Source organism: Bradyrhizobium sp. AUGA SZCCT0431 (assembly GCF_018131065.1).
Classification (GTDB): Bacteria; Pseudomonadota; Alphaproteobacteria; order Rhizobiales; family Xanthobacteraceae; genus Bradyrhizobium.
Genome location: NZ_JAFCLR010000050.1, coordinates 31,633 through 54,418, shown reverse-complemented (window position 1 = coordinate 54,418; position 22,786 = coordinate 31,633). Strand labels below are relative to the sequence as shown.

Annotated in this window: 16 protein-coding genes and 6 pseudogenes; 15 read left to right on the top strand and 7 right to left on the bottom strand. The window is 59.1% G+C overall.

The annotated features are described in order from the left end of the window. From JQ567_RS38455 to JQ567_RS33205, 5 genes and pseudogenes are all read left to right on the top strand, one after another. Nucleotides 1-485: pseudogene (locus JQ567_RS38455) on the top strand (IS5/IS1182 family transposase); the annotation flags it as partial. A gap of 363 nt (nucleotides 486-848) precedes the next feature. Further along, the gene (locus JQ567_RS38450) at nucleotides 849-1,178 is read left to right on the top strand and encodes a helix-turn-helix domain-containing protein (RefSeq protein WP_312017509.1); all 330 of its coding nucleotides are present in this window, start codon (nucleotides 849-851) and stop codon (nucleotides 1,176-1,178) included. A 94-nt stretch (nucleotides 1,179-1,272) separates the two neighbouring features. Then, nucleotides 1,273-2,262, top strand: coding sequence for a formylglycine-generating enzyme family protein (locus tag JQ567_RS33215; RefSeq protein WP_212442725.1), 990 nt, complete (start codon nucleotides 1,273-1,275; stop codon nucleotides 2,260-2,262). Nucleotides 2,263-2,402: 140 nt separating this feature from the next. After that, nucleotides 2,403-4,112: an arylsulfatase gene (locus tag JQ567_RS33210; protein WP_249165891.1), complete on the top strand. Its 1,710-nt coding sequence runs from the start codon at nucleotides 2,403-2,405 to the stop codon at nucleotides 4,110-4,112. Nucleotides 4,113-4,245: 133 nt separating this feature from the next. Next, nucleotides 4,246-4,592: pseudogene (locus JQ567_RS33205) on the top strand (haloacid dehalogenase-like hydrolase); the annotation flags it as partial. 38 nt (nucleotides 4,593-4,630) lie between these two features. Here the strand turns inward: JQ567_RS33205 and JQ567_RS33200 are convergent. Beyond that, a pseudogene (locus tag JQ567_RS33200) lies at nucleotides 4,631-4,853 on the bottom strand (IS5/IS1182 family transposase); the annotation flags it as partial. A gap of 403 nt (nucleotides 4,854-5,256) precedes the next feature. Between JQ567_RS33200 and JQ567_RS33195 the strand changes: the two are divergent. The 9 genes and pseudogenes from JQ567_RS33195 (at nucleotide 5,257) to JQ567_RS33155 (ending at nucleotide 14,104) form a co-directional block, all read left to right on the top strand. Continuing rightward, entirely contained in the window at nucleotides 5,257-7,269 is a 2,013-nt protein-coding gene (locus JQ567_RS33195) for a hypothetical protein (RefSeq protein WP_212442723.1), read from the top strand. A 185-nt stretch (nucleotides 7,270-7,454) separates the two neighbouring features. Further along, nucleotides 7,455-8,171, top strand: a pseudogene (locus JQ567_RS33190) (transporter); the annotation flags it as partial. 331 nt (nucleotides 8,172-8,502) lie between these two features. Beyond that, nucleotides 8,503-8,850: an HdeA/HdeB family chaperone gene (locus tag JQ567_RS33185; protein WP_212442722.1), complete on the top strand. Its 348-nt coding sequence runs from the start codon at nucleotides 8,503-8,505 to the stop codon at nucleotides 8,848-8,850. Beyond that, entirely contained in the window at nucleotides 8,847-9,650 is an 804-nt protein-coding gene (locus JQ567_RS33180) for an outer membrane protein (protein WP_212442721.1), read from the top strand. The genes JQ567_RS33185 and JQ567_RS33180 overlap by 4 nt, the downstream gene beginning before the upstream one ends. A gap of 51 nt (nucleotides 9,651-9,701) precedes the next feature. Continuing rightward, on the top strand, nucleotides 9,702-10,181 hold the full coding sequence (locus tag JQ567_RS33175; RefSeq protein WP_212442720.1) for a DUF992 domain-containing protein: 480 nt from the start codon (nucleotides 9,702-9,704) through the stop codon (nucleotides 10,179-10,181). A gap of 77 nt (nucleotides 10,182-10,258) precedes the next feature. Then, on the top strand, nucleotides 10,259-10,720 hold the full coding sequence (locus JQ567_RS33170; protein WP_212442719.1) for a cysteine rich repeat-containing protein: 462 nt from the start codon (nucleotides 10,259-10,261) through the stop codon (nucleotides 10,718-10,720). Between the two features lie 211 nt (nucleotides 10,721-10,931). After that, the gene (locus JQ567_RS33165) at nucleotides 10,932-12,119 is read left to right on the top strand and encodes an FIST signal transduction protein (RefSeq protein WP_212442718.1); all 1,188 of its coding nucleotides are present in this window, start codon (nucleotides 10,932-10,934) and stop codon (nucleotides 12,117-12,119) included. 716 nt (nucleotides 12,120-12,835) lie between these two features. Beyond that, nucleotides 12,836-13,705: pseudogene (locus JQ567_RS38445) on the top strand (sensor histidine kinase); the annotation flags it as partial. Between the two features lie 9 nt (nucleotides 13,706-13,714). Further along, nucleotides 13,715-14,104 (top strand): response regulator, encoded by a 390-nt coding sequence (locus tag JQ567_RS33155; RefSeq protein ID WP_212442716.1) that lies wholly within the window; start codon nucleotides 13,715-13,717, stop codon nucleotides 14,102-14,104. Nucleotides 14,105-14,185: 81 nt separating this feature from the next. On the opposite strand, the pseudogene JQ567_RS33145 reads toward JQ567_RS33155, so the two are convergent. The 4 genes and pseudogenes from JQ567_RS33145 to JQ567_RS33130 form a co-directional block, all read right to left on the bottom strand. Then, nucleotides 14,186-14,898, bottom strand: a pseudogene (locus tag JQ567_RS33145) (transposase); the annotation flags it as partial. Nucleotides 14,899-15,821: 923 nt separating this feature from the next. Then, complete coding sequence (locus JQ567_RS33140; RefSeq protein WP_212442713.1) at nucleotides 15,822-16,160, bottom strand: hypothetical protein; 339 nt, start codon at nucleotides 16,158-16,160, stop codon at nucleotides 15,822-15,824. Nucleotides 16,161-16,270: 110 nt separating this feature from the next. Further along, a complete protein-coding gene (locus tag JQ567_RS33135) occupies nucleotides 16,271-18,283 on the bottom strand; it encodes a caspase family protein (RefSeq protein WP_212442712.1) in 2,013 nt (670 codons plus the stop codon). A gap of 149 nt (nucleotides 18,284-18,432) precedes the next feature. Next, nucleotides 18,433-19,410 carry a BTAD domain-containing putative transcriptional regulator gene (locus JQ567_RS33130; protein WP_212442711.1) on the bottom strand — a complete coding sequence of 326 codons (978 nt, stop codon included), beginning with the start codon at nucleotides 19,408-19,410 and terminating at the stop codon, nucleotides 18,433-18,435. Nucleotides 19,411-20,035: 625 nt separating this feature from the next. Here JQ567_RS33130 and JQ567_RS33125 point away from each other — a divergent pair. Beyond that, entirely contained in the window at nucleotides 20,036-20,203 is a 168-nt protein-coding gene (locus JQ567_RS33125; RefSeq protein WP_212442710.1) for a hypothetical protein, read from the top strand. A 6-nt stretch (nucleotides 20,204-20,209) separates the two neighbouring features. On the opposite strand, the gene JQ567_RS33120 is transcribed toward JQ567_RS33125, so the two are convergent. Then, entirely contained in the window at nucleotides 20,210-21,523 is a 1,314-nt protein-coding gene (locus JQ567_RS33120) for an MFS transporter (RefSeq protein ID WP_212442709.1), read from the bottom strand. Nucleotides 21,524-21,604: 81 nt separating this feature from the next. Then, nucleotides 21,605-22,627: an MBL fold metallo-hydrolase gene (locus tag JQ567_RS33115; protein WP_212442708.1), complete on the bottom strand. Its 1,023-nt coding sequence runs from the start codon at nucleotides 22,625-22,627 to the stop codon at nucleotides 21,605-21,607. Between the last annotated feature and the right edge of the window lie 159 nt (nucleotides 22,628-22,786).

Here is a 22,786-nt window from a genome sequence, read left to right as displayed (position 1 = left end):
GCTTTGCTGTTGATGCCAGCCTGATTGCGGCCGATGCCAACAAGCAGCGCTCGGTCGCGGGTCAGGATTGGCACAGGAATCGCGATCCGGCGAGGTCAAGCCGCGCGGTAAAGGAGTATCTGGCGACCCTCGACGATACGGCGTGGGGTGCGGCCAGTGACGTTGTCCCGAAGTTTGTTTCGCCATCCGATCCCGCGGCGCAGTGGACCGGAGCGCACAAGGGACCAGCATTCTTCGCTTACTCCGACAATTATCTCATCGACGTGAAGTTCGGCGTCATCGTTGATGTCGAGGCCTCCCGCTCCATTCGCCAGGCCGAAGTCGGAGCGGCGAGAACCATGATTGAACGAACGGAGGAGCGCTTTGGTCTCAAGCCGGAGCGGCTTGTCGGAGATACCGCTTACGGGGCTGCCCCGATGCTGAACTGGCTGGTCGAGGAGAAGGGCATCGCGCCACATATTCCCGTGTTCGACAAGTCGAAGCAGCTTGGCGATTTCGTGTTTCACAGTTGTGGCGAGCGAAACCATCAGCGGACTAATGGAGAAGCCCAATGGGGGCTCATATCGCTGCCGCCCGAGCAGCTCGGCGCTTGCGCTCAAGCCCTAACCGGCTTGAGGATAACCGCACCTTCCGAGGGAAGGGTGCTGCGGCCGTCGCGGAGCGCGGCAACGCGTTTGCTGCAACTTCATTCGAAGGCGTGTCGTCTCGCCGAAACAAGGCATGAATTGATCGCAAATCCAGAAGTTTCGCGAGCCCTCCAACAGGAATTGCTTCACGCACTTGTCAATTACCTGACAGCAGAAGACGCCAGCGACCATCTGAGACGGAGGCAACGTCACGCTGACGTCATGGCCAGTTTCGAGGATGCCTTGGCCGCTCATGACCATCCGCACCTAAATCTCCCGCAACTCTGCATGGCAATCGGTGTGCCGGAACGAACCTTGAGATTATGTTGCACTGAATTCCTCGGCATCAGCCCGACCCGGTACTACCTGCTGCGACGTCTGAACAGGGCACGCTCGGCATTGCGTCACGCAGATCCGGAAACAGCAAGCGTCGCACAAATTGCGCGAGACCATCAATTTCTGGAGCATGGCCGCTTCGCTCTGGCCTATCGAGCCATTTTTGGCGAAATGCCCTCGACGACACTGCGACATCCTCGGGCTAAAACGACCTAAGGCATTTTTGCCGAAACTGCATAGCGCGCCAAATCGCATTTCGGCATTTTGTCGATGAAGTAGGGCAGACCATCTAAGGAAGCCGGTCCTTGTCATGAATCTTGCGAGTGCGAAATCTGTGCAAGGGAAAACGCTCGAGCGTCGGGCAGACGACGATATGGTGATTATCCCGGGTGGCACCTACCGCATGGGCTCGGACAGGCACTATGCGGAGGAAGCGCCGGCGCATCGCGTCACCTTGGACGGCTTCTTGGTGGACCGTCACCCTGTCACGAACCAGCAATTCCGGGCGTTCGTGGAGGCTACCGGCCATGTCACCGTCGCCGAGGTTGCGCCCGACCCAAAAGACTATCCCGGGATATTGCCACACATGATCTATGCGGACTCGCTGATGTTCTCGCCGCCCAAGCTTGCGGTCAGCCTACGCGACTTCAGCCAGTGGTGGACGTTCGCCAAGGGCGCGAACTGGCGGCATCCCTACGGACCCGAGAGCAACATCGTCGCGCTCGACAATCATCCCGTCGTGCACGTGGCCTTCAGCGACGCGCTTGCCTACGCGCGATGGGCCGGCAAGGACTTGCCAACCGAAGCGGAATGGGAGTTTGCGGCGCGCGGTGGGCTGGACGGCGCCGAGTTCGCATGGGGCGATGAATTCACGCCGCATGGCCGTCACATGGCCAACACCTGGCAGGGCGAGTTTCCACTCCAGAACACCAATGCCGATGGTTTTGAACGTACGTCGCCGGTCAGGGCATTCCCGCCGAACGGCTACGGGCTGCACGACATGATCGGCAACGTCTGGGAATGGACCGCCGACTGGTATTCGCCAAAGCATCAGGCGGATGCGGCGAATGCCTGCTGCATTCCGCAGAATCCGCGCGGCGGGCGTGAGGCCGACAGCTACGTCCCCCGCACAACCAATGTGAAGATTGCACGGAAGGTCATCAAAGGCGGTTCGCATTTGTGCGCGCCGAACTACTGCCGACGTTACCGGCCGGCTGCGCGGCATGCGGAGCCGATCGACACATCCACGAGTCACCTCGGCTTTCGATGCATCAGGCGACGAACCTCTGACGCATCATAACAGGAGAACGACGCCATTGTTAGACATCACACTCAAGGACAAACCGCCTGATACGGCAGACGTCACGGTTTGCGGGTCACGCAGCCGGTCGACTCAAACATGCGTAGCGTTAGGTACAGGCCAGGAAGGAAGATAGCGTCATGAGCAACGATGAGAACTCGAAGACTCTGGAGACCAACACCAGGCAAACCGGGGGAGGATTGAAGCGTCGCGATCTGTTATTGAGCGGGAGTTCTCTTGTCGCCGCTTCGGCGCTCTCCGCGGTCGGGCTGACAAGTTCTGCGCAGGCGCAGCAGCCAACACCTTCACCCGCGCCAGCCGGGCGGCGGCCGAACATCGTTGTCATCATGGGTGACGACATCGGGATGTGGAATATCGGCGCTTATCACCGCGGTCTGATGGCCGGCCGGACGCCAAACCTCGACAAGCTCGCCGCTGAAGGCATGCTGTTCACGGATTACTACGCCGAGGCAAGCTGCACGGCAGGTCGCGCCAACTTCATCACCGGTGAATTGCCCATCCGCACCGGCATGACCACGGTCGGCCAGGCCGGCGCCGCTATTGGCATCCCCGCGCAGGCGGCGACGATTGCCACTGCGCTGAAGGGAATGGGCTATGCCACCGGTCAGTTCGGCAAGAATCATCTTGGCGACAAGAATGAATTCCTCCCGACCGTGCACGGCTTCGACGAGTTCTTCGGCTATCTCTATCACCTGGACGCAATGGAAGATCCCGCGCACCCGAACTACCCGCAGGAGCTGCTTAACACCGTCGGCCCGCGCAACATGCTGCACGCGTATGCAACTAACGTGGACGACCCCACGGTGGATCCGCGCTGGGGCAAGGTCGGCAAACAGAGGATCGAGGATGCCGGAACGCTCTATCCCAAGAGGATGGAAACGGTCGATGACGAAATCCGCGATCTCGCGCTGAAGTTCATCGAGAAGGCCAAGGCCGACAACAAGCCGTTCTTCCTGTGGCTCAATCCAACCCGCATGCACATTGTCACGCATTTGTCGCCGAAATACCAAGCGCTGCGCAATTCCAAGAACGGCTGGTCGATCCAAGAAGCCGGCATGGCACAGCTCGACGATGACGTCGGGATTGTGATGAGCAAGCTCAAGGAGATGGGCGTCGACGACAACACGATCGTGGTTTTCACCACCGACAACGGCACCGAGGTCTTCACCTGGCCCGACGGTGGGCAGACGCCGTTCGCGCAGAGCAAAGGCACCGTCATGGAAGGTGGCTTCCGCGTGCCTTGCATGATCCGCTGGCCGGGCAAGGTGCCGGCCGGCAAGGTCGAGAACGGTATCATTTCCGGTCTGGACTGGTTTCCGACCTTCCTTGCGGCGGCCGGTAACCCGAACATTGTCGAGGAGCTGAAGAAGGGCAAGCAGATCGGTGACAGGAGCTATAAGTGTCATCTGGACGGCTATAACCAGATGGACATGATCACCGGCAAGGGGCCGTCGAACCGCCACGAGGTCTGGTACTTTGGCGAAAGCGAACTGGGTGCCGTGCGCATCGACGACTACAAGTATCGTTTCATGGACCAGCCAGGGGGCTGGCTGGGCGACAAGACCAGGCCGGACGTGCCCTACTTGATCAACCTTCGCCTCGATCCTTTCGAGCGCACCGGCTGGCCCAATAGCGGGACCAAAGAGGGCGCCCAGCAATATTTCGACTGGTTCAAATACGAATTCTGGCGCTTCGTGTTTGTTCAGCAGCAGGTGGAAAAACTGGCGATGACGGCGATCGAGTTTCCGCCGATGCAAAGGGGTGCGAGCTTCAATCTGAGTGCCGTAAAAGAGAAAATCGAGGCTGCCAGGGCGGCAATGGGTAAGTAGCCGCCGAGCTTCGACGGATTCATGGCGGGCGCGCCAGACCCTGTGCGCCCGCCTGGCAAAGGCGCCGATCATGAATCCGATTGTTCGTATTCCTGTTCTCGATCGTCGCGGCCTGCTGCTATCGTCCCTGGCGATGCGTCCGTTGCTCTCTGCCTCGCTCCGCTCCACCTCGGCGGCAGCGCAAGTGCGGCGCGATCCGTTGCCATCCTGGAACGAAGGGGCGACAAAAGCTTCCATCCTCGACTTCATCGCGCGGGTTACCGCGCAAGGCGCCTAATTTCGTTCCGCCCGAGCAGCGCATCGCAACCTTCGATAATGACGGCACGCTTTGGATCGAGCAGCCGATGTACGTGCAGCGGGCCTTTGTGTTCGTCCGCGTGAAGGCGCTCGCCCCGATGCATCCGGAATGGAAGGACAAGCAGCCGTTCGCAGCGGTGCTGGACGGTGATGGCTATGGCGGCTTCCGGCGAAAAGGGCATGGCAGGCGAGACCCGACATTGCCGCACCTCGCGACGACACTAGGGTGTGGACTCATTTGCGCGCAGCCAAATGCGGATTGATGCGAGCTTAATGAACGCCAGATAGTTGGCTGAGAGTTTGTCGTATCGGGTCGCGACACGCGACATTGTATGATCCTGTTGCAGAACCGTTCGACGAGATTTCGCGCACGAACAGATACGGGCTGAAGCAGATCGGGTCTTTACGATCTCGTTTCGGCGGAATATTCGCCCATGCTCCGCGAGTAACATCGTTTGTGGGAGCAACGAGATGAGGAGAACCGAACACCGGTTTCGCAGATTGAATCACGTCCACGGCCGTACCATCAACCCGCCGCAAGGGCCGTTGCGGAGCCGCTAATTCTCTGAATTTACTCCGCTTTCGGCGGCATAGTGGACATGGCCGGACTTGAGGCCGGCTCGACCCGGTCGCGAATGACCCCAAACGGTCATGGGGCTCAATGGACGACGTAGCACCGAAATTTTTCGTTCTGCCGAAAGTGCATAGCTCGGAGAAAGTGATTCCTGCTCCATTCCCGACTGGTTGAATATTTTCACTGTTAATGTGGCGCCTGACCGCTCGAAGGCATTTGAGATCGTGACGTCTGTGCTCGAGGGCGCCTGGCTAGAAAACAGGAAGAACGACGATGAAGCTCGCTCGACAATTCTGGCTCATTATCGCGCTCGGCGCCGCCATCATGGTCCCAGGAGCGCCTGCGTCCGCACAGCAGAATCTCGAAGGTCAGGTTCTCCTCGCAGGTGAGCCGGTCGTCAGAGCGACAGTTACTCTTTGGGCAGCCGGCGCAGACGTCCCCGCACAAGTCGCCCAGACGCAAACCGGCGCGGATGGCCGCTTCGCGCTCAACGCAATCCGCGCAGCCGGCAAGGCTCCGGTGTACCTTGTGGCCAAAGGCGGCACGGCGAGAGGCACGGCAAACGCAGGTGCAAACAATGCCATCGCCCTGATGGTGTTGCTTGGAGGCCCATTGCCGAAAACCGTCATCGTCAACGAACTCACCACCGTAGCCTCAGCGTTCGTTGGCGCTCAATTCATCAAGGGTGAAGCAATCTCCGGCAATCCGCTAGGACTGCGGATCGCGGCTGGAAACGTTCCGAACCTTGTTGATCCTGCTACCGGCCAGTGGGGCAAGGTACTGTCGGACCCACTCAACAGCACCCAGACTACCACACTCGCAAATTTGAATACGCTCGGATCGCTCATCACTGCCTTTGCCACGACCACCAACGAGGATTGGCGCGCCCGCTTCCTCAAGGCTGCAACCGTTCCCGGAGGAACGACGCCGAAAAATGTCATCGAGGTGATGGCTGGCATCGCCCGCCAGCCGTGGGCCGATCCAAAGACCCTCTACGCGCTGTTCGACGAAGCCTACCCGCAGCCCAAGGACGGCTCTCGGCGTAAGGCACCATTCGTACCGTACCTGGCCTACGTCCCCGATGACTTCGCCCTCTCGCTTTGCTTCGCCGGCGGCGGCGTTTACTCGGCCGGTCGCCTCATGTTCGATGCCGAGGGCAATCTTTGGAGCGGCCAAAACTGGATGGCCGGTTCGCAGTCCGGCGTCAATCAAAGCATCGGTGGCGGTGTCGTCAAACTCTCGCCTAACGGAACCGCGCTCTCGCCACCGATCACGGGCTTCACCGGGATGGGCATTGATGGAGTCGGTTGGGGCACTGCGGTAACGCGGGACAAGGTCTGGACCACGAGTTTCAATGGCAAGATTCTCGTGATGGATTTCAATGGTCGTCCCGTTGGCAAAGAGAGCGACTTTCCCTTCAAAGAGAAATTCCTTGGCTTGATGGGCATCGGTGTCGCCGCGAACGGCGACGTCTGGATTGCCGACGGGTCTGACAATCAGTTGCTGCACTTTCCCGGCGGACGGGTGAAGGACGGCAGGATTGTAAAAGTCGCCGGACTCAAGTCTCCCTTTGACATCGTGATCGATGCCCAAAACCGGGTTTGGGTCAGCAACTCCCAGTCGGACACCGTTGTGCGGTTTCCTGCCGATGATCCGTCGAAGGCGGAGTCATTCCGCGCCGGTATCGGTGTTCGTGCCCTTGCGCTCGACTCGAAGGGCAACGCATGGGTTGCGAGTAACATGTCGCTCGACTTTCCCCCGCCCGTCATTCCCGACGGCGCGTCGATCATGGAGCAGTTCAAAATCGCCGCAGGGCACATGCTCAAGGTCCTCGAAACCAACCCCAAGATGGTGACCGGCGTGGTCAATATGATCCGCCCCGATGGGTCCCAACCTGCTCCGACCGGCTTCACCGGTAACAAGGCAGTCAGCGTGCCGTGGGGCTTGAATATCGACGGCAACGACGACGTCTGGATTGGCAATTTCTGGGGCCGTGGGGTGGTGCTGATGGCCGGAGACAATACGAAGGGTCATCCCGCAGGCACGAAGACCGGCGATGCCATCCACGTTTTCAAAGGCGGCAGCATCCAGATGCTGACTGACGTATCTATCGACGCCGCGGGCAACGTTTGGGCGGCGAATAACTGGAACGACCTAAACGGTGCGGCCGCGCCCGACCCGCTTCGCCCCACTTCGACATGGGGTGGAGGTTCGGGCATCACGGTCATCTACGGAGTTGCCGCCCCGGTGCAGCCGCCGCGCATGGGAATGGTGCGCAGGCCCTAGTCGCCTTTTGACGGCGGTGCACGAGTCCGGTCATGGCACATCGCGTCATTTCGGCGCGGTGCGGAATTTGGTCGCTATTGCGACATAGCGGACTTTCCGCCCGGCAGATTTATGGGTTCACGTCCTGGCTTGACGCAAATCCTCTTTGCCACTTGGAGATTCACTGATGAAGATAACGTTGGGATTTAGGGGCGCTTCTCAGCCAACGCTGGCCGGGGGTATTCGGCCGAAACAGCACCACCCTCGACGGCACGCTGACAACTGGGTTTGGTCCGCTTGCGACCACCCGTATGGGAAGCACATCAGACTCGCTCACAGCGTTCGGCGACCTGTATCCAATGGTGACACTGAAATGGAATGCGGGCGTTCATAATTATATGACTTACGTGACCGGAGATATTCCCGTCGGCGCCTACAATCCCAGCCGCCTCTCCAACATTGGGATCGGTCACGGTGCCATCGATACCGGCGCCGGCTACACCTACCTTAACCCGGCGACGGGACATGAATTCTCAGGCGTCGCCGGCTTCACCTACAACTTCAAGAATCCGGATACGCAGGTTCAGAGCGGCGTCGATTTCCATTTCGATTGGGGGATGTCGACGTTTCTCTCGAAACAGGTCTTCGTGGGCCTTGTCGAATATACTTATCAGCAGATCACCGATGACATCGGCGGGGCGCCGATCCTTGGAGGCTTTAGGTCGCGGGTGACCGGTATTGGTCCACAGATTGGATACATTTTCTCAATCGGACATATGCAGGGATACCTGAACCTGAAAGGCTATGTCGAGTTAGCGGCGGCAAACCGGCCATCGGGCTGGAATACCTGGCTGACGTTCGCGATCTCGCCTGCCGCGCCTGAAAGCACCGTTGCGCCGATCCGGCACAGGATCACGAAGTAGAAACGTCAGACCGCGCCTGTCGCTCGTGCCGGTAGAGCCTGCACGTGCGCACCGGATCTCGTGCGCAACGTAGAGATCGTTCAAATCTCGAAGAGAAAATCGAGGTTTGTTACCCAATAGTCAACTCGGCGAGCGCCCCGCACCGCCACCATAATTAGCGGTATATCACCGTGGATTGACGTAGTTGATGATGATGCAGCCGTGCTCAAAGCTTTGGGCCGGTCCCATGTAAATACAACTACCTGCCGAAAGCGCATAGCGCGGACTGACGATCCTGCCACAATCCTCAAGACCGAACCTTCACATGCGTGAAGTTTGCAGGAGTGACGAGATGCGGACAACGCTGGTTATTGTGACGACGATATTCGCGGCAGTTAGTTCGCATGTACACGCCCAAACAGACCTTACTGCATACGCGGATGCCAAGGGGTACATTGACGTGCAGGCACTGACGTGCGCCGCGCTTGCAGGAACCTGGCAGGGAGACGCTGACAGGCTCACAACCTGGTACAGTGGCTGGTACAACGGTCTCGCAAAGAAGCACTACTTCAATATTGCCCGGTCGAAAGAGCTCGAGCATGAAGTGATTGTGTACTGCAAAGCAAATCCGCAAGTTCGCGTCATCGAAGCGATGGATGTAATGCTCAAGCAAGAGAGATTTATGGGTGGGTTCAAATGAAAGAGCATTGGCGCCTTCGTGATCGCTTCAGGTTCTGCATGAAACCGAATTGCCGCTCGTCCAGATTGCGAGGCATCAAGGATCGTTTTGTACGCGTCCTTCTATTTACCGTAACCGGCTGCAGCTTCAGTCTGTCCGCGATGGGTGCCGACCTTCCCGCTCGGATGGAGCCCGTTGCGCCGATCGCATATGTACCTGCGTTCTCGTGGAGCGGCTTTTATCTTGGGGGTGAGCTCGGGTGGATACAGACCAATCCCGAGTACAGCACCGGAGCGCTTTTGCTAGGAGCGCCTTTCCTTGTCACGTCCGGCTCGGACAAGAATGGCCTCACCTACGGAATTCTGGGTGGTTATAACTACCAGATGGGCCAGCTGGTGGTCGGCATTGAAGCCGATTTCCAAGGCTGGACGGTTGGAGAGATACGCTACACCGCCATCACCGGAGATTTCCTTACCGCGCACAGCAAATGGGGTGGGTCGATCCGCGGGCGACTCGGTTACGCTGCCGATCGGGCATTACTCTATGTCACGGGTGGCGCCGCGTTTGTTTCCAACGAGACCTCGATTCCCTTTACCGGAATTTCAATCGGTGGGGAGGACACGCGCGTGGGTTGGACCGCTGGAGCGGGTCTCGACTACGCGTTCACAAACAACTGGTTTACAGGGCTAGAATACCGGTACTCCCAATACCAAGCCAAGTCCTTCGTATATCCGATACCGATCCTGGGTCTCGGTCTCGTCGGATTCAAACAGGAACTGAGCAACAATCAGGTCACTGCACGAGTGGGCTACAAATTCTAATGATCGTAGATCGTAGCCGGCGAATTATTTCAGAAAGCGGGAAGTTCAGTCATGTTAAAGTCCTTCACTGCGCTGGTGCTTGTTGCGTTCGCTGCGGTCGTTTCTCCGGCACAAGCCCAGACCCCACCGACGACCAGTGCCGGTACACTCACCTGCCAGATGGCGCCTTCGATCGGCCTGATCTTCGGATCCCGGCAGCGGATGGCCTGCCGCTTCGCTCCCAACGGTCCATACCCGCCGGAGGCATATGTCGGGGTTATGGGCACGATTGGTCTCGATGTCGGCATCACCGCAGGAGGTGTCCTGGCATGGGGCGTGTTGGCGCCGACGGCGGGCCCAATGCGTGGAAAACTGGCCGGCACCTATGTAGGCGCGAGCGGCTCCGTGGGCCTCGGCGTCGGCGTTGGTGCCAACCTCTTGTTCGGAGGATCCAACCGTTCGATCGCGTTGCAACCGCTTTCCGTTGAAGGCTCGGTTGGGATCAACCTGTCTGTTGGAGTTTCCAGTCTCACGCTTGCCCTGGCCCAGTGAGGTTCAGTGCGAAGAACACCGGCCAGCCGGTGTCGACCAAGCTGCTCGGTTCGGAGCCAATCATCAGAGGATGTTCGATGAAGTTCACAACGCGTTTGCTGGCAACGGTCTGGTTGCCCTTGTTGGCCATAGTGTCAATCAGTTCCGTTTCGGCGCAGTCCAGTGTCGGAAAAGCGATTCTGGAGAAACTGACTGCGAAGGTCTCGAAACTCGAGAGCGCGTGCGCAAAAGACATCAAGAAATATTGCCGCACCGTGACGCCCGGCGAGGGTCGAATGATCTACTGCATGCAAGCTCATGAGGACAAGATAAGTCCCAAATGCGCGTTCGAGCTGGGGGACGCCGCAGCGAGCGTGCAAATTACAGCTGACGTCCTCAAGGATGGAGTGATCGCTTGCAAGGCCGAGATAGCCGGTGTGTGTGGAAAGATTGTGCCTGGCCAAGGACGGATCGCGACTTGCTTGCTTGAAAACAAGTCTACGGCGTCAAGCGGTTGCGCGGAAGCGATCAAGAAGATCGAGGCCATGGCCGCTCAATAGAAATGCGCAGGCGGATCACGCCTTAAGGCACCCCCAGTTTTTGAATGCGGCCGGTTGATGCCGTAAAAGCGAAAATCGAGGCTGCCAGGACGGCGATGGCTAAGTAGACCTTTAGTGATTATGGCGGGCGCTCGCTAGCGCCCTCCCCCGCCTCCTAGAGATGTAGGGAACCGGAGGCAAGCGATGTCTTCATCAATGAAAGGTCGCGCCGATGGGTACGAATGCCGGTGTTGGGATGAGCCATCATCGAAATCCGAAGGTAGCCGGGCGCGAGGCCGCCGAGAGAGCATTGGCGGCGGCCGGGATCGACCGGCCCGACTTTGTCTTTATGTTTGCTTCCGTCGGATATGAACAGCGCGCACTCTTAGACGCCGTCCGCATAGCCACCGGTGGTGCTCCGCTCGCCGGCGGGTCTGGCGGGGGAGTCATCGCAGGTGTCGAAGCCGACGAGTCGAACTTCTCGGTAGCCGTGATGACCATTAGCTCCGACGAATTGACTTTCAAGAACGCCATCGCCTCTGGCCTCAAGGCCGATTCGGAAGCCGCGGGAAGGACCATTGCCCAGAACTTAGCTTGCGAGGTGCAGCCTGACACGCTTGGGCTGATTATGCTTGGCGACGGGTTAACCCTGAATTTTGACCGGTTCGCTGCAGGCCTCAAGAGTGAATTGCAGCTTGATCGTCACCTGCCTTTGTTTGGGGGTACGTCGGCCGATAACATGGAGTTTAAACAAACTTATCAATACTGCGACGATCAAATCACATCAGATGGTGTTGCCTGCGTTCTGCTGTCGGGATCAGCCCGGCTTGCCTGGGCGGTTAACCACGGCTGCCTCCCCATCGGCGGCGAACGGAAAGTGACCCGCTGCTCCGGCAACGTTATTTACGAGATCGACGGCATGCCGGTCCTCGATGTGCTCAAAGAATATCTCGTCGGTGATGAGATCGACAATTGGAGCAAGGCGGTCCTCAGTCTCTGCATGGCATTCAAAGCGCCCGAACAGATCAAGGGCTACGACGACTATTTGATCCGCTTCATGCCGACAAAAGATGACAAGGCGGGGTCAATCACAATTCCGACCGAAGTTGAAGAGGGCACGAGCATTTGGATGAGCCGGCGCGACCACGAAAAGATATCGGCCGGCGTCGAACGCATTGGCGAAGAAATCAAGTCAACATTAGGTAATAGCGCGGCGAAAATGGTGTTTCAGTTCGACTGCATAGGCCGCGGGAAAGCCGTGTTCCGCGACCAGCAAAAAAGCCAAATACTGGAAAAGCTTCAGCAAAAAATTGGGCCCACCGTGCCATGGATAGGTCTCTACACCTATGGAGAGATTGGTCCGATAGGAGGGCACGACTATTTCCACAACTACACCGCCGTAGTATTAGCAGTATACTGAGTTAGCCAATGTCCAGCACGCTACGCTATACTCCCGCGTCCTTTGGAAAGACCGGTAGCATGAGCGAGATTGATCGGCTTCGCGTCGAAAACCAGCGCCTTTCGGATGAGGTCAAGCGCCTGGTGACAACCGAGAGTCAGCTCTACGAAGTCCAGGAGCATCTCGACGGCCAGATGAGCGCGTATCGCCAGCTCTACGAGCTTGGTAAGAAATTCAACACAACCGTCGACCTCACTACGATCCTGCAGCTTGCCGTCGAATTCGTTTTATATGAACTCAATTTCGAGCGCTGCCTCTTTCTTCTGAAGCAATCCGGCTCGAACGTCTTCTCCATCGAGACGATGGATGGATACTATGACGATGCCGAGAATACCAGCATTGCTAGGCTGGCACTCCCCACCGCCTCGTTGGCGCTCGCACCACTTTATGCAGGCGTTGAGCGGGTACTGTGTTTGCCCGATTGCCGCCGCAGCGAGCTGACCTCGCTGCGACGTCTCATCGGTATGGACGAGTACGTCGTCTTGCCGTTCGGCGGGGAACCGAAGAACCCAATTCGCTTGCTAGTCGCGGGAAATACAGCGGGGCGAGCGCCTTATCAGCGCCGGGTTGTCCAGGAAGGCGAGGCCCTACTCGGGCTAGCAAACCTGGTAAGCCAGACCTCTACCGCGATTAACAACGCGAGCTTCTACCAAGCGCTCGAATGGGAGCGGCAGTCTCTCGAAGAGAAAGTTCGCGAACGCACGCGGGAGGTCTCGCGCTCGCTGGAGGAATTGCGCGCCGCGCAGGATCGGCTAATCCAAACCGAAAAGCTTGCCTCGCTAGGCCAGCTCACCGCCGGCATCGCCCACGAAATCAAGAACCCGCTTAATTTCATCAATAATTTCTCCGCACTGTCGGCGGAGCTGGTCGACGAACTAGGCGATGTCCTCAAGCCCGCGCCATTGAGCGACCTGATGCGGCAAGAAACTGACGAAATCGCAAAGCTGCTGAAGGGCAATCTCGAAAAAGTAGTGCAGCACGGCAAGCGCGCCGATTCGATCGTCAAGAACATGCTTATGCACTCGCGCGATGGCTCGGGTGAGCGGCGCGCTGTTGACATCAATACGCTGGTTGGCGAGAGCCTCAACCTCGCCTACCACGGCGCCCGCGCCGAGAAGCTGGAGATCAGGCTGGAGCAGGATTTCGATCCCGCCGCTGGCGAAGCCGAACTGCTGCCGCAGGAGATCACGCGCGTGCTGCTCAACCTGATATCGAACGGTTTCTATGCGGCAATGAAACGCAAGGCCGAAGATGGCCTCGATGGTTATGAGCCTGCGCTTACGGCCGCGACCAGAAACCTGGGTGACCGCGTCGAAATTCGAATTCGCGACAACGGCGCGGGCATTCCGCCCGAGGTGAGGGAGAAGATGTTCGACCCGTTCTTCACTACCAAACCGCCGGGCGAAGGCACCGGTCTCGGGCTTTCGCTGAGCTTCGACATCGTTGTCAAGCAACACGCCGGATCGATTAAGTTTGACACTCAGCTCGGCAAATTCACTGAATTCAGGGTTGTCCTTCCACGCTCCGCCCCCCGCGGGCAAAGCTGAGGCTCATACGTGAATCCCCTTATACTCGTGGTCGATGATGAACCCGACGTCGAAGACCTGTTTCGCCAGCAATTCAGGCGCGACATCCGTGTCGGCCGCTTCACAATGGAATTCGCTAAGTCGGGAGATAGCGCCCTTCAAAAAATCAGTGACGCCAATGCGGTGCCTTTGATCCTGATTTTGTCCGACGTCAATATGCCCGGTATGAGCGGGCTTGAACTCCTGCCAAAAGTGAAAGCGTCACGACCGGATGTCCCGGTGATCCTCATCACCGCCTACGGCGATGGCGACACCAGACGAAGAGCCTTGGAAGGAGGTGCAGAGACCTTATTTACTAAACCAATCGACTTTACTGCGCTCCGTAGCGAAATAGATGGGCGACTCAAGCCTGCACAGTAGTTCACATGTCCGCTTTGGGTCTTGGCCGTGTAAAAACGCCCTTCCCACGGAAGTTGGTGAGAAGCCAGTGCCCGTTCGGTCTCAGGCCACGATCGCAGCCATCAGCGGCTTGGTCCCGACGATGTTCATGACCCGTGTCAGATTATAGGCCAGGACCGAGAGCGCCATCTCGGTGGCTACTTTTGGAAGCGTTTTGGTGAGGAAGTGTGTCGCTCCCATGCGGGCCGTCATCGTGCCGGATGCTCGACCGTCTCGCGACGCAGGCGCATGGCTTGTGGGTTTGCATCAAGGCGCTGCTGCACAGCTTCGAGCAGATGCTCATGCTCCCATCGCGTAATCCGCCGCTCTGGCCCTGTCGTGCACTGCGATTTAAGGGAACAATCTTGACAGGCTGTGGTCCAGTAGCGTCGTAGCCGCTTGCCGTCTTCCTCGCTCGTAAAGCGATACGGCAGTTGCTCCCCGGCTGGACAGCGATAGGCGTCCTCGTCTGGCAAATAGACAAAATCCTGCTTGCCGAAGCGGCCATCTGATTTGGCACCCGACGTCTGCGGCTTGGGCAGAGTTACCGTGATGCCGGCCTCGTGAGACGCGAGGATCTCCAGGCTGCTGAAGTAGCCGCGATCGGCAACGGCCTCGAGCGTCTCGGTCTGGAGAACAGCCTTGGCCTGCTTGGCCATATTGGCCAGTTGAGCCCGATCTGAGCCGCTGTTCGTTACCTCGTGCGCCACAATCAGATGATGCTCGGTATCGACGGCGACCAGCACGTTGTAGCCGGCCACGCCGGAGCCGCGGCCCGCGATCTCAATCCCGGAACAACGCATTTAATCAATCGCAAGAATGAGGTGTTGCAAGCCCCCGGCAACCACGCCAGACCGTGCCTCCTTGCTCCGCGCTACGCTGCCTTGCGAAACCGCGCTATGGCTCATTCATGACGTCGACTGCCGACGGAGATTGAAGGCCTTGGCAAGAACCAGGATGAGCCACCATCAGATTCCGCAACTGGATGGCCATCAGGCTGAGCGGTGCGACTGCAATCCTTTCGCTAGCTAGTCGCTTGATGGCACTGTTGTCGATGACGGGCCATTGGGCGGGACAGGCTTTTGTCGAGCGCAAAATCCCCTTTTTTCCGTTAGCTCAAACTGTGGGTTTTGGTTTAGGAAGGTCGAAAAGACTTTATCCTTCAATAGGGATTGACTGACACTCTCTCCGCCAGCTTGGCCGACGCCGCATGTTCTCCGCGCCAGTTGGACACGGCCGGCCCGGTTACGCATGGGGGTTTGGTGGTGCGCGATGGGCCATTGGCCGAATTCTTCCATAACACCTAATATCGCGAACCTGCGTCGTCTCAAAAATGCTTGGCCGCCAGGAGGGTGAGCAGAACTGCACCCGAAGTCGCACCGACCGCGACCATGTTGATCAGGTTTCGCGTGGCCATCAATATCATGGGTGAGACACGGGCCGACGTTTGGCTGATCTTGTTCGCGTTGCGCTTTGACTTCGGTGGCGTCTTCGCTCGCATTGCATTCCCCGAAAAATGGCGGGTCAGGCGCGCTTGGTGGCCTGACCCTGACGCTTTCCCTGTCGAGGTTTGCCCTCGAACTGCGAGCCACCATGTCATGGGGTTCGGCCGTGAAGGCTTAACGGGACTGGTAAACCAAAGCTGACCAGCGCTGTTGGTTTATGAATTCGCCAGCGGCCCTAAACCGCGCTGGCGCGATCAGGGAATAAATCGCGCACGAGCGCAGCCCCAGGCGCCTGTACAAGTACCGATTACCCGGAAATCATCGCAACAAATGTGAACGGATCCAATGCAACATGTAATGCCACTTGGACAGTTGTCGCGAAGCGTGTCGACGGGCGGACGGTCATCGACCTTACTGTCGCCGGGTTCCTCGACCGCGATGGCCACGGCGCCCTGGCGCACTGCAACCCGATTGTTCTCGAGCTTCACGTCAAGTGCCGCGAATTCCAGAGTCCCATTGTTGCCTTGAGCTATGAGTCGAATGGTGTCGCCGCGTCGCTCGGCAACACCCGCAAAGTCAACGAAATCGCCCATGACCGTCTCCAAACAATCTGCGGGCGCCTAGAGTGGCTGCAACCCGCGTGCCGTCGTTATCAGTGGGCCGTGCCTCCTAGTGGGGGCCAGGAGGCACGGGTTCTCGCAGGCTAGTGTGTCCGCTGCAGCTGGGGCAACGTCGAGGAGACGACGTTTGCGACCAGGTCGTGCGGCATCGCCAAACCGCTCGGGGCCAGGCTCGGAGCCAATGCCGGTGAGATCGTGCTTAGTCCAGTACCGCTCTTGGTCAGTTCACCGACGATCGTCGGGATTGCAGAGGCCACGACGCGCGCGATCGCACCCCAGAACTTTTCATCGCCGGCGCCCGCTCCCGATACTGTTGGAGCGAAGTCCTTGTCCTCCTGGAAATCACCCTTGCGCAGCGCGCCGATGACGGCCGGGAGCGCGGCCTGAACGATGTTCGCGAATGCTCCCCAGAACTTCTCTTCGCCACCGAAGTCCTTCTGCGGCTCAGCGCCGCTTTTTGTCAGGGCCTGGATGACGACCGGCGCCACCGTACCGATGACGCTCATAAGGGCGCCGAGGAACTTTTCTTGCCCGGCCTGCTGGAAATCCTTCTGAGGATCGACACCGCTCTTGCTCAGCGCCTGAATGACGATCGGCCCGAGTGTGCCGATAACGCTGGCGATGGCGCCGAAGAACTTCTGATCGCCGGGGGGCACATCCTCGAATCCCTTAACGGGGGTGCCCTGCTTGCTGAGCGCGTTGATAACGACGGGCAGTGTCGCCGAGATCGCGCTCGCAATAGCGCCCCAGAACTTCTCTTGACCGCCAAAATCCTTTTGCGGCTGAATTCCCTGCGCCGCGATTGTGCGGAACAGCGTTGGTATGCAGCTAGTGGCTATGCCGAGGATGGACCCAAGGAACTTCTCCTGACCACCCGAGAAATCCTTCTGTGGTTCATAGCCCCCCTTGCGCAAGGCCTGCACTACCGCCGGCACAGCGGTCGAGACGACGTTGAGCAAGGTGCGCCAGAACTTCTCCTCGCCGCCTGGAATAGCCGTGAAGTCCTTTTGCGGTTGAAAATCACCCTTTCGCAGCGCATCGACGATGGCCGGCACAGCCACCGAAGCGAGGCTCGCGAGCACACCCCAGAATTTTTCGTCGCCGCCTGCAGCAGGCTGGCCGTAAGATTTGTCTTGCATCATGGTGGGATCCTTTCTCTGGTTGCTGAGTACATCCTGGATGATCCTCGTCATCCAGTCGGGGGAAGAAGGAGGGAGCGCGGCCTGGCCCTGGAAGAGCAGAAATGACGCGGCGGCCAGACCAGCGGGATTGGCGGGCTCGGTGAGGACCGGTGTCTGCCGGAAGCCAAGGTCCCGCAGCATCTTGGTCGTGCCTTCGACGAGCCGCCGGTTCGAGACGTTGGGACCGAGGACAGTGAGTTGCTCAAGTAGGGCGTAGGTGAAGGCCGACTTGCCGCCGGTCTTCGGCGTCGAAGCAGATGCGGTCTCGTCTGCGAGGCAGGCGGAGAACAGCATCCCATTCATCTGCAATTGGCCGGCTTCGTCGAATTCCTTTCCGACCGTCATCCCGAAGCGATTGCCAATCCTTGATGCCGCACCAGGCCACGCGCCGAAGGGCCGGTAGCGCAGTTGAGAGACCTTCTTCGGATCAAGGAATACCTTGTCGCTCTCGACGATCGGCGGGACCTTGAGTACCTTGGTCTGGGCGACGTCCATGTGACCGTCGGTCATCATGACCTTGTACATGCCGCCTGAGTGGCAGCTGTCCGATATCAGCGTAAAGACGCCAGGGGGGACCGCCTGGGACTTTTGACTGAGCACGTTGTCGAACAGGAACTGGTCGTATAGACACAGCACCTCTTCCAGATCCTGGTCCCGGGCGACCTGGAAGCCGTGGCCGGAGAAAAAGAACACGAGCCGATCATCCGGGCTCGCTCCGTTGAACAGCCAGGACAGTCCGGCCTCGACGTTTTGCAGGGTTGCTTTTTCGTCGTAGTCGAATCGAACGTCTGCAAATTTGTAGACGTCGGTGATCTTCTGGTGGAACGCTTTCGCGTCGTTGATACAACTCGGGAGGTTGTTTGCGGGGTTTGGATAATGGTCGATGGCAGCGATGTATGCTTTGTAATTTGGCATGATCATTCCTCGCAATTGGTGGTTCGGATTCGGACACTGCGACCGGCTAAGGTTTGCGGCTCGTTCGCATCCGCACTCCATGACACCGGGCGATTATCGAGCGCGGGTGTCTCGCGCCGGTCACAACCGGAGTGGTCGGGTCTCACAAACTAGGATGCGGAAGAAATTTTTTTTGCCAGGTCGATGCCCGGCGGTATCTCGATAGTTTTGTGCAGTTGCCTCAGGCGAGGAGCAGTCTGCATTATCGAGGCGAAAGCCCGAACTTCCTGGCTGAGTTGGTGGAGGTGCTTCTGAATGAGTTTGAGCCGGCGCTCAAAGTCCCGGTCGACGTTGGACTCCGGCGCGATCGTATCCGGTTGCTGTGCCCCATCGTCGCGTAGACGACGGAATAGCGCTGTGGTTTCACGGGTTGGCGAGACTCCGAGCTCGTGCCGAAATGCCAGCTGAAGCTTCTCATAGTGCCGTAGCGCGGCTACCCGATCGCCCATCATGTCGTAGCAATGCATGATCTCGCGGTGGATGTGCTCGAGGAAGGAATCCTCGGCCAGGATTCGGCGCGAAATGCGGATGGCTTCTCCCCAATCGGACCTGTGCTTTGCCGCAATCAGCAGGGTCTCGAGGCAGGCGAGGAAGCGGCCGCGATAGGCCTCCCTTTCTGCCAGGCACCAGTCGTAGTTGAGTTCGGGAAGAAGGTCGCCGCGATAGAGTTGCTCGATGGTTTCCGATGTCGCAAGCGGGTTTGAGGGGATCGACTGCGGTGAAGGCGTCTTGATGCACTGATCAAACGCTTCAATGTCGATCCATACTTGCTCGTTTGTGGACAAGGACAGCGATTCCGGCCGGGCGTTGATCCACTGAGAGGCATTCTCGCCGGCGTTCGCAAGCGCGCAACGAAGGCGCCATACTTCGGTACTGAGGTTGCGGCGAAGACGCTCGGCTGGTCCATCGCTCCAAAGACGCGCGACGAGGACGTCACGACTGACAGGCGCCCCTTTCTGCAGGGCAAGCACGGCAAAGAGATGCTTTGAGCGTTCGCTGAGAAACTCAACGCGGGTCCCGTGGCGACCCCAGACTTCCAGTTGACCGAACAGTCGGCATATCGGACGCTGGGCTGGTGTGTTCTCCATGACCTCCCTCCTCGTGCGCCCCAACTGAAAACGTAACGCGAAGCCGAGATTGTCGTGTGAGCTGTTTCACATTCTGGGAAAGCTACGGAGTCGTCACTCACGCGTCGTTAATGTCATTAAACCAGCTCGACCTAAGTACGAATCAATCTTGAATTGAAGGTTCAGGATTGGAGGGACCCTCCCGAAGCTGATATGGGTGTCGAGCTTGATCGACGCACTGGTGAAGTCGCTCATCCGGCGTGTAGCCAGGATAAGCCGTGCCTCGCCAGCCAAGCCAGCGCAACGGAACAAGCGAATGAAAACAACCCAGTCCAAAAGAAAGACCATCCACGCGCAGCACTGATGGATCGCAAATACAGATAGGTTCCGATGAACGTCCCGTAGTTCCTTTTGAAGCTGCCATTGTCCCGGTCTGGCTCCCTCTCCTAACGTGCCGGCACGGGTAGAGGACTACCTCGAATACTTGATTGCGGAGAAGGTTCGATCCCAGTTCCTCTCCCTCAGCCATTTGCCACCCGCCACCCGCCTTGGCTTCGGCGCGGCATGCCCGCGATGAGCGCAAGCGAAGGTGGGTGCCGCGCCATAGCTGCGGAGCAGCGACGGCGGGCTGGTTCGAACTTCCGCGATGAATTGGAAAGCCGAGGAACCAACGCCCGAGCATTCGTCTTGTTGGCGGATGAAGGCGTCGAAGTCTGCCACGACCGACATCATCGCCGGCCTTGCGCTCGCAATCGCGCTGGGCGCGACCGGCTATTACGGCTATTTGGCGTGGCTGCTGGTGTCGCCGGATTGAGCGTGTCTACGCCTTGCCGATCTTGCGCGGTGCAAGCATCAACAGCCCCGCTGCGACAAATGCCAGTACCGCTGCCAGCTGAAACGTCTGCTGGAAGGCTTCAAAGAAGCCATGCGTCGCTTGCAGGATTTCGAACACCAGAAAGAAAACCGACGCCGCGGTCACGGTGCCCAGTGTTCGTGTGAGGAGCGCAAGGCTGCCCGCGACGCCGCGCTCCGTCAGCGGAAGTGTTGCAGTCACGATGTCCGAATAGGCGAGCTGGAACAGACCGAGGCCGATACCCTGCACGATCAGTCCTGCAACGTGCAGCGCAGTTGGGGTCTGCGCCGTCCATGCGCCCAGCAGCAGAAGCCCGGCGCCAATGATGGCGGCACCTGCGATGGCCAGCCGCTCCGATGAGAATAGCCGCCCGGTGAGGCGACCGCCGATCGGCGCTGCCAGTGCAGCGCCGGCCGCTCCCGCGGCCAGGATGGCGCCGCCCTCTGTCAGCGTGTAGCCGGGCATTCGCGCCAGATAATACGGCACCAGCAGCCAAACCGAAAAGGCCGCGAGATTGGCCAGCACGCTGACAAGGTTGAGTAGCGCAAATCCCGGCAGTTTGAGAACGTCCATTGCGATGATCGGACGCTCCGCGCGGGACTGGCGGAAGGCAAAGCCTGCAAACGCCACGACGGATAGCAATCCGAGCCAGACGGCGGAGAACTCTCTGACGCGGTTGATCGCCATCAGCATGGTCGCCAGGCCCAGCGCCAGCGCGATGCCGCTCAGAATGTCAAAGCGTTCGCTTGTCAGGCGCGGCGGCGCTATGGGCAGGCCGCGCAACAGCAGCAGCGCCGCGATCGCGATGGGAATTCGGAACCAGAACACCGCCGGCCAATCCCAGATCGCCGTCAAAGCGCCGCCGAGCAGGGGACCGAGCATCCAGCCCAATGCCATCATCATGGTATAGATGCCGAGCGCCCGGCTGCGTCGCTCCTCGCCGTAGAGCGACGTCACCAGCGCCACGCCGCAGCTCATCACCAGTGCCGCGCCGATCCCCTGCAGGCAGCGAAACACCAGCATCGCGCCGTAGCTGGGCGCACAGCTGACCAGCAGCAACGCCACCGCGCTGCAGATGAGGCCAGCCCGGTAGACGGCCGCGTGACCGATGGTGTCGCCGATGCGCCCGAGCGCCAACAGCAGGCTGGCGTAGGTCAAAACGTAGCAGATCACCACCCATTGGATGTCGCCGATCGCGAGTTCGAAGCCGCGGGTGATGGCAGGGAATGCAATATTGACTGACGTATCGAGCTGCGCCGTCGCCGTGCCCAGCCCGATCATGACGATCTGCCACCCTTTCGAGTGAAGCAGGCCGGCAAATGCTTTGGGAGGATCGGGTTCGGTTGCTGATGGCACGTTGTGTTACGCCGGTGCGAAGCTGATCGCACCATTAGCATCGACATCGCGCGTCAATCTGCCAATCGAAGCCAGCATGTTCAGATGCGCAAGCGACTCGCCAAAAGCCTGGCGCGGATTGGCGTACAGCACCCGCGGAAACACTTCCTGCGCAATCGCAAACGCATTCGTCTTGCCCGTGACGACGGATGCCACGTCGTCGAGCCGCGCCTGATGATGCTCGCGCAGCTGGGCGAGCCGGGCATGCAGCCCGCGAAACGGCAGGCCATGCGACGGCAGCACCAGGGTATCCGGCGATAGCGCCTCGAGCCGCGTCAGCGCCTCCAGATACTCCTTCATCGGGTTGGCTTCCGGCTGCGCCGACGGCACGATCACCGACGGTGCCATGTGCGATAGGATCTGGTCGCCGGCGATCAGGAGCTTGTCGCTCTCGCAATGGAACATCGCATGTTCGGACGAATGGCCGCCCGCCGTGATCGTCAGCCACTCGCGCTGCCCCATGGCGATCACATCGCCGTCCCGGATGCGAATGAATTCGCGCGGCGGCCGCAGGCCAAGATATTTCGATGGGCGCTGCGCTTGGATGATCCCGGCGGCGTCCTCGTCGGAGGCGCCGTTCCGCTTCATGAAGGCGGCAAAATGTTCGTCCGGACCGTCTTCGCGCTCATGCCACATCTTCCAGCCGCTGAGCCATTCGGCGAGCGGCATGCGCACCGTGCATTTCATTTCCTTCACCAGATATCCGGCGAGGCCGAAATGATCGAGATGGGCATGCGTGAAGGTGAGGTTCTGCAACGGACGGGCGCGCAATAGCCCGCGCCAGAGCTTGTCCCAGATCTCAAACGTGTCGTCGGTGTTCAGCCCGCAATCGACCAGCGTCCATCCAGGGCCGTTGTCGAGCAGCCAGCAATTGACGTGATTGGGAATCGTCGGCATCGGCAGCCGCACCCAGAACAATCCGGGCAGCACGTCGGTCAATTCGCCATAGGCGGGCGGGCGTTGGACCGTGAATTTCAGATCATCGGACATTCGTTTCCCCTGCCACGGAGCTTACGCGATTTCGTCGGACCATCAACGCCAAAGGGATTTTCATGCCTCCCATGCGGCTTCGGGCAGCAAAATCTTCCATCCGGGCCTTGAGCGGGAGCGGTTTTTCCTAGAGAAGGTGACCGTGCAGCCTCCCGCGCT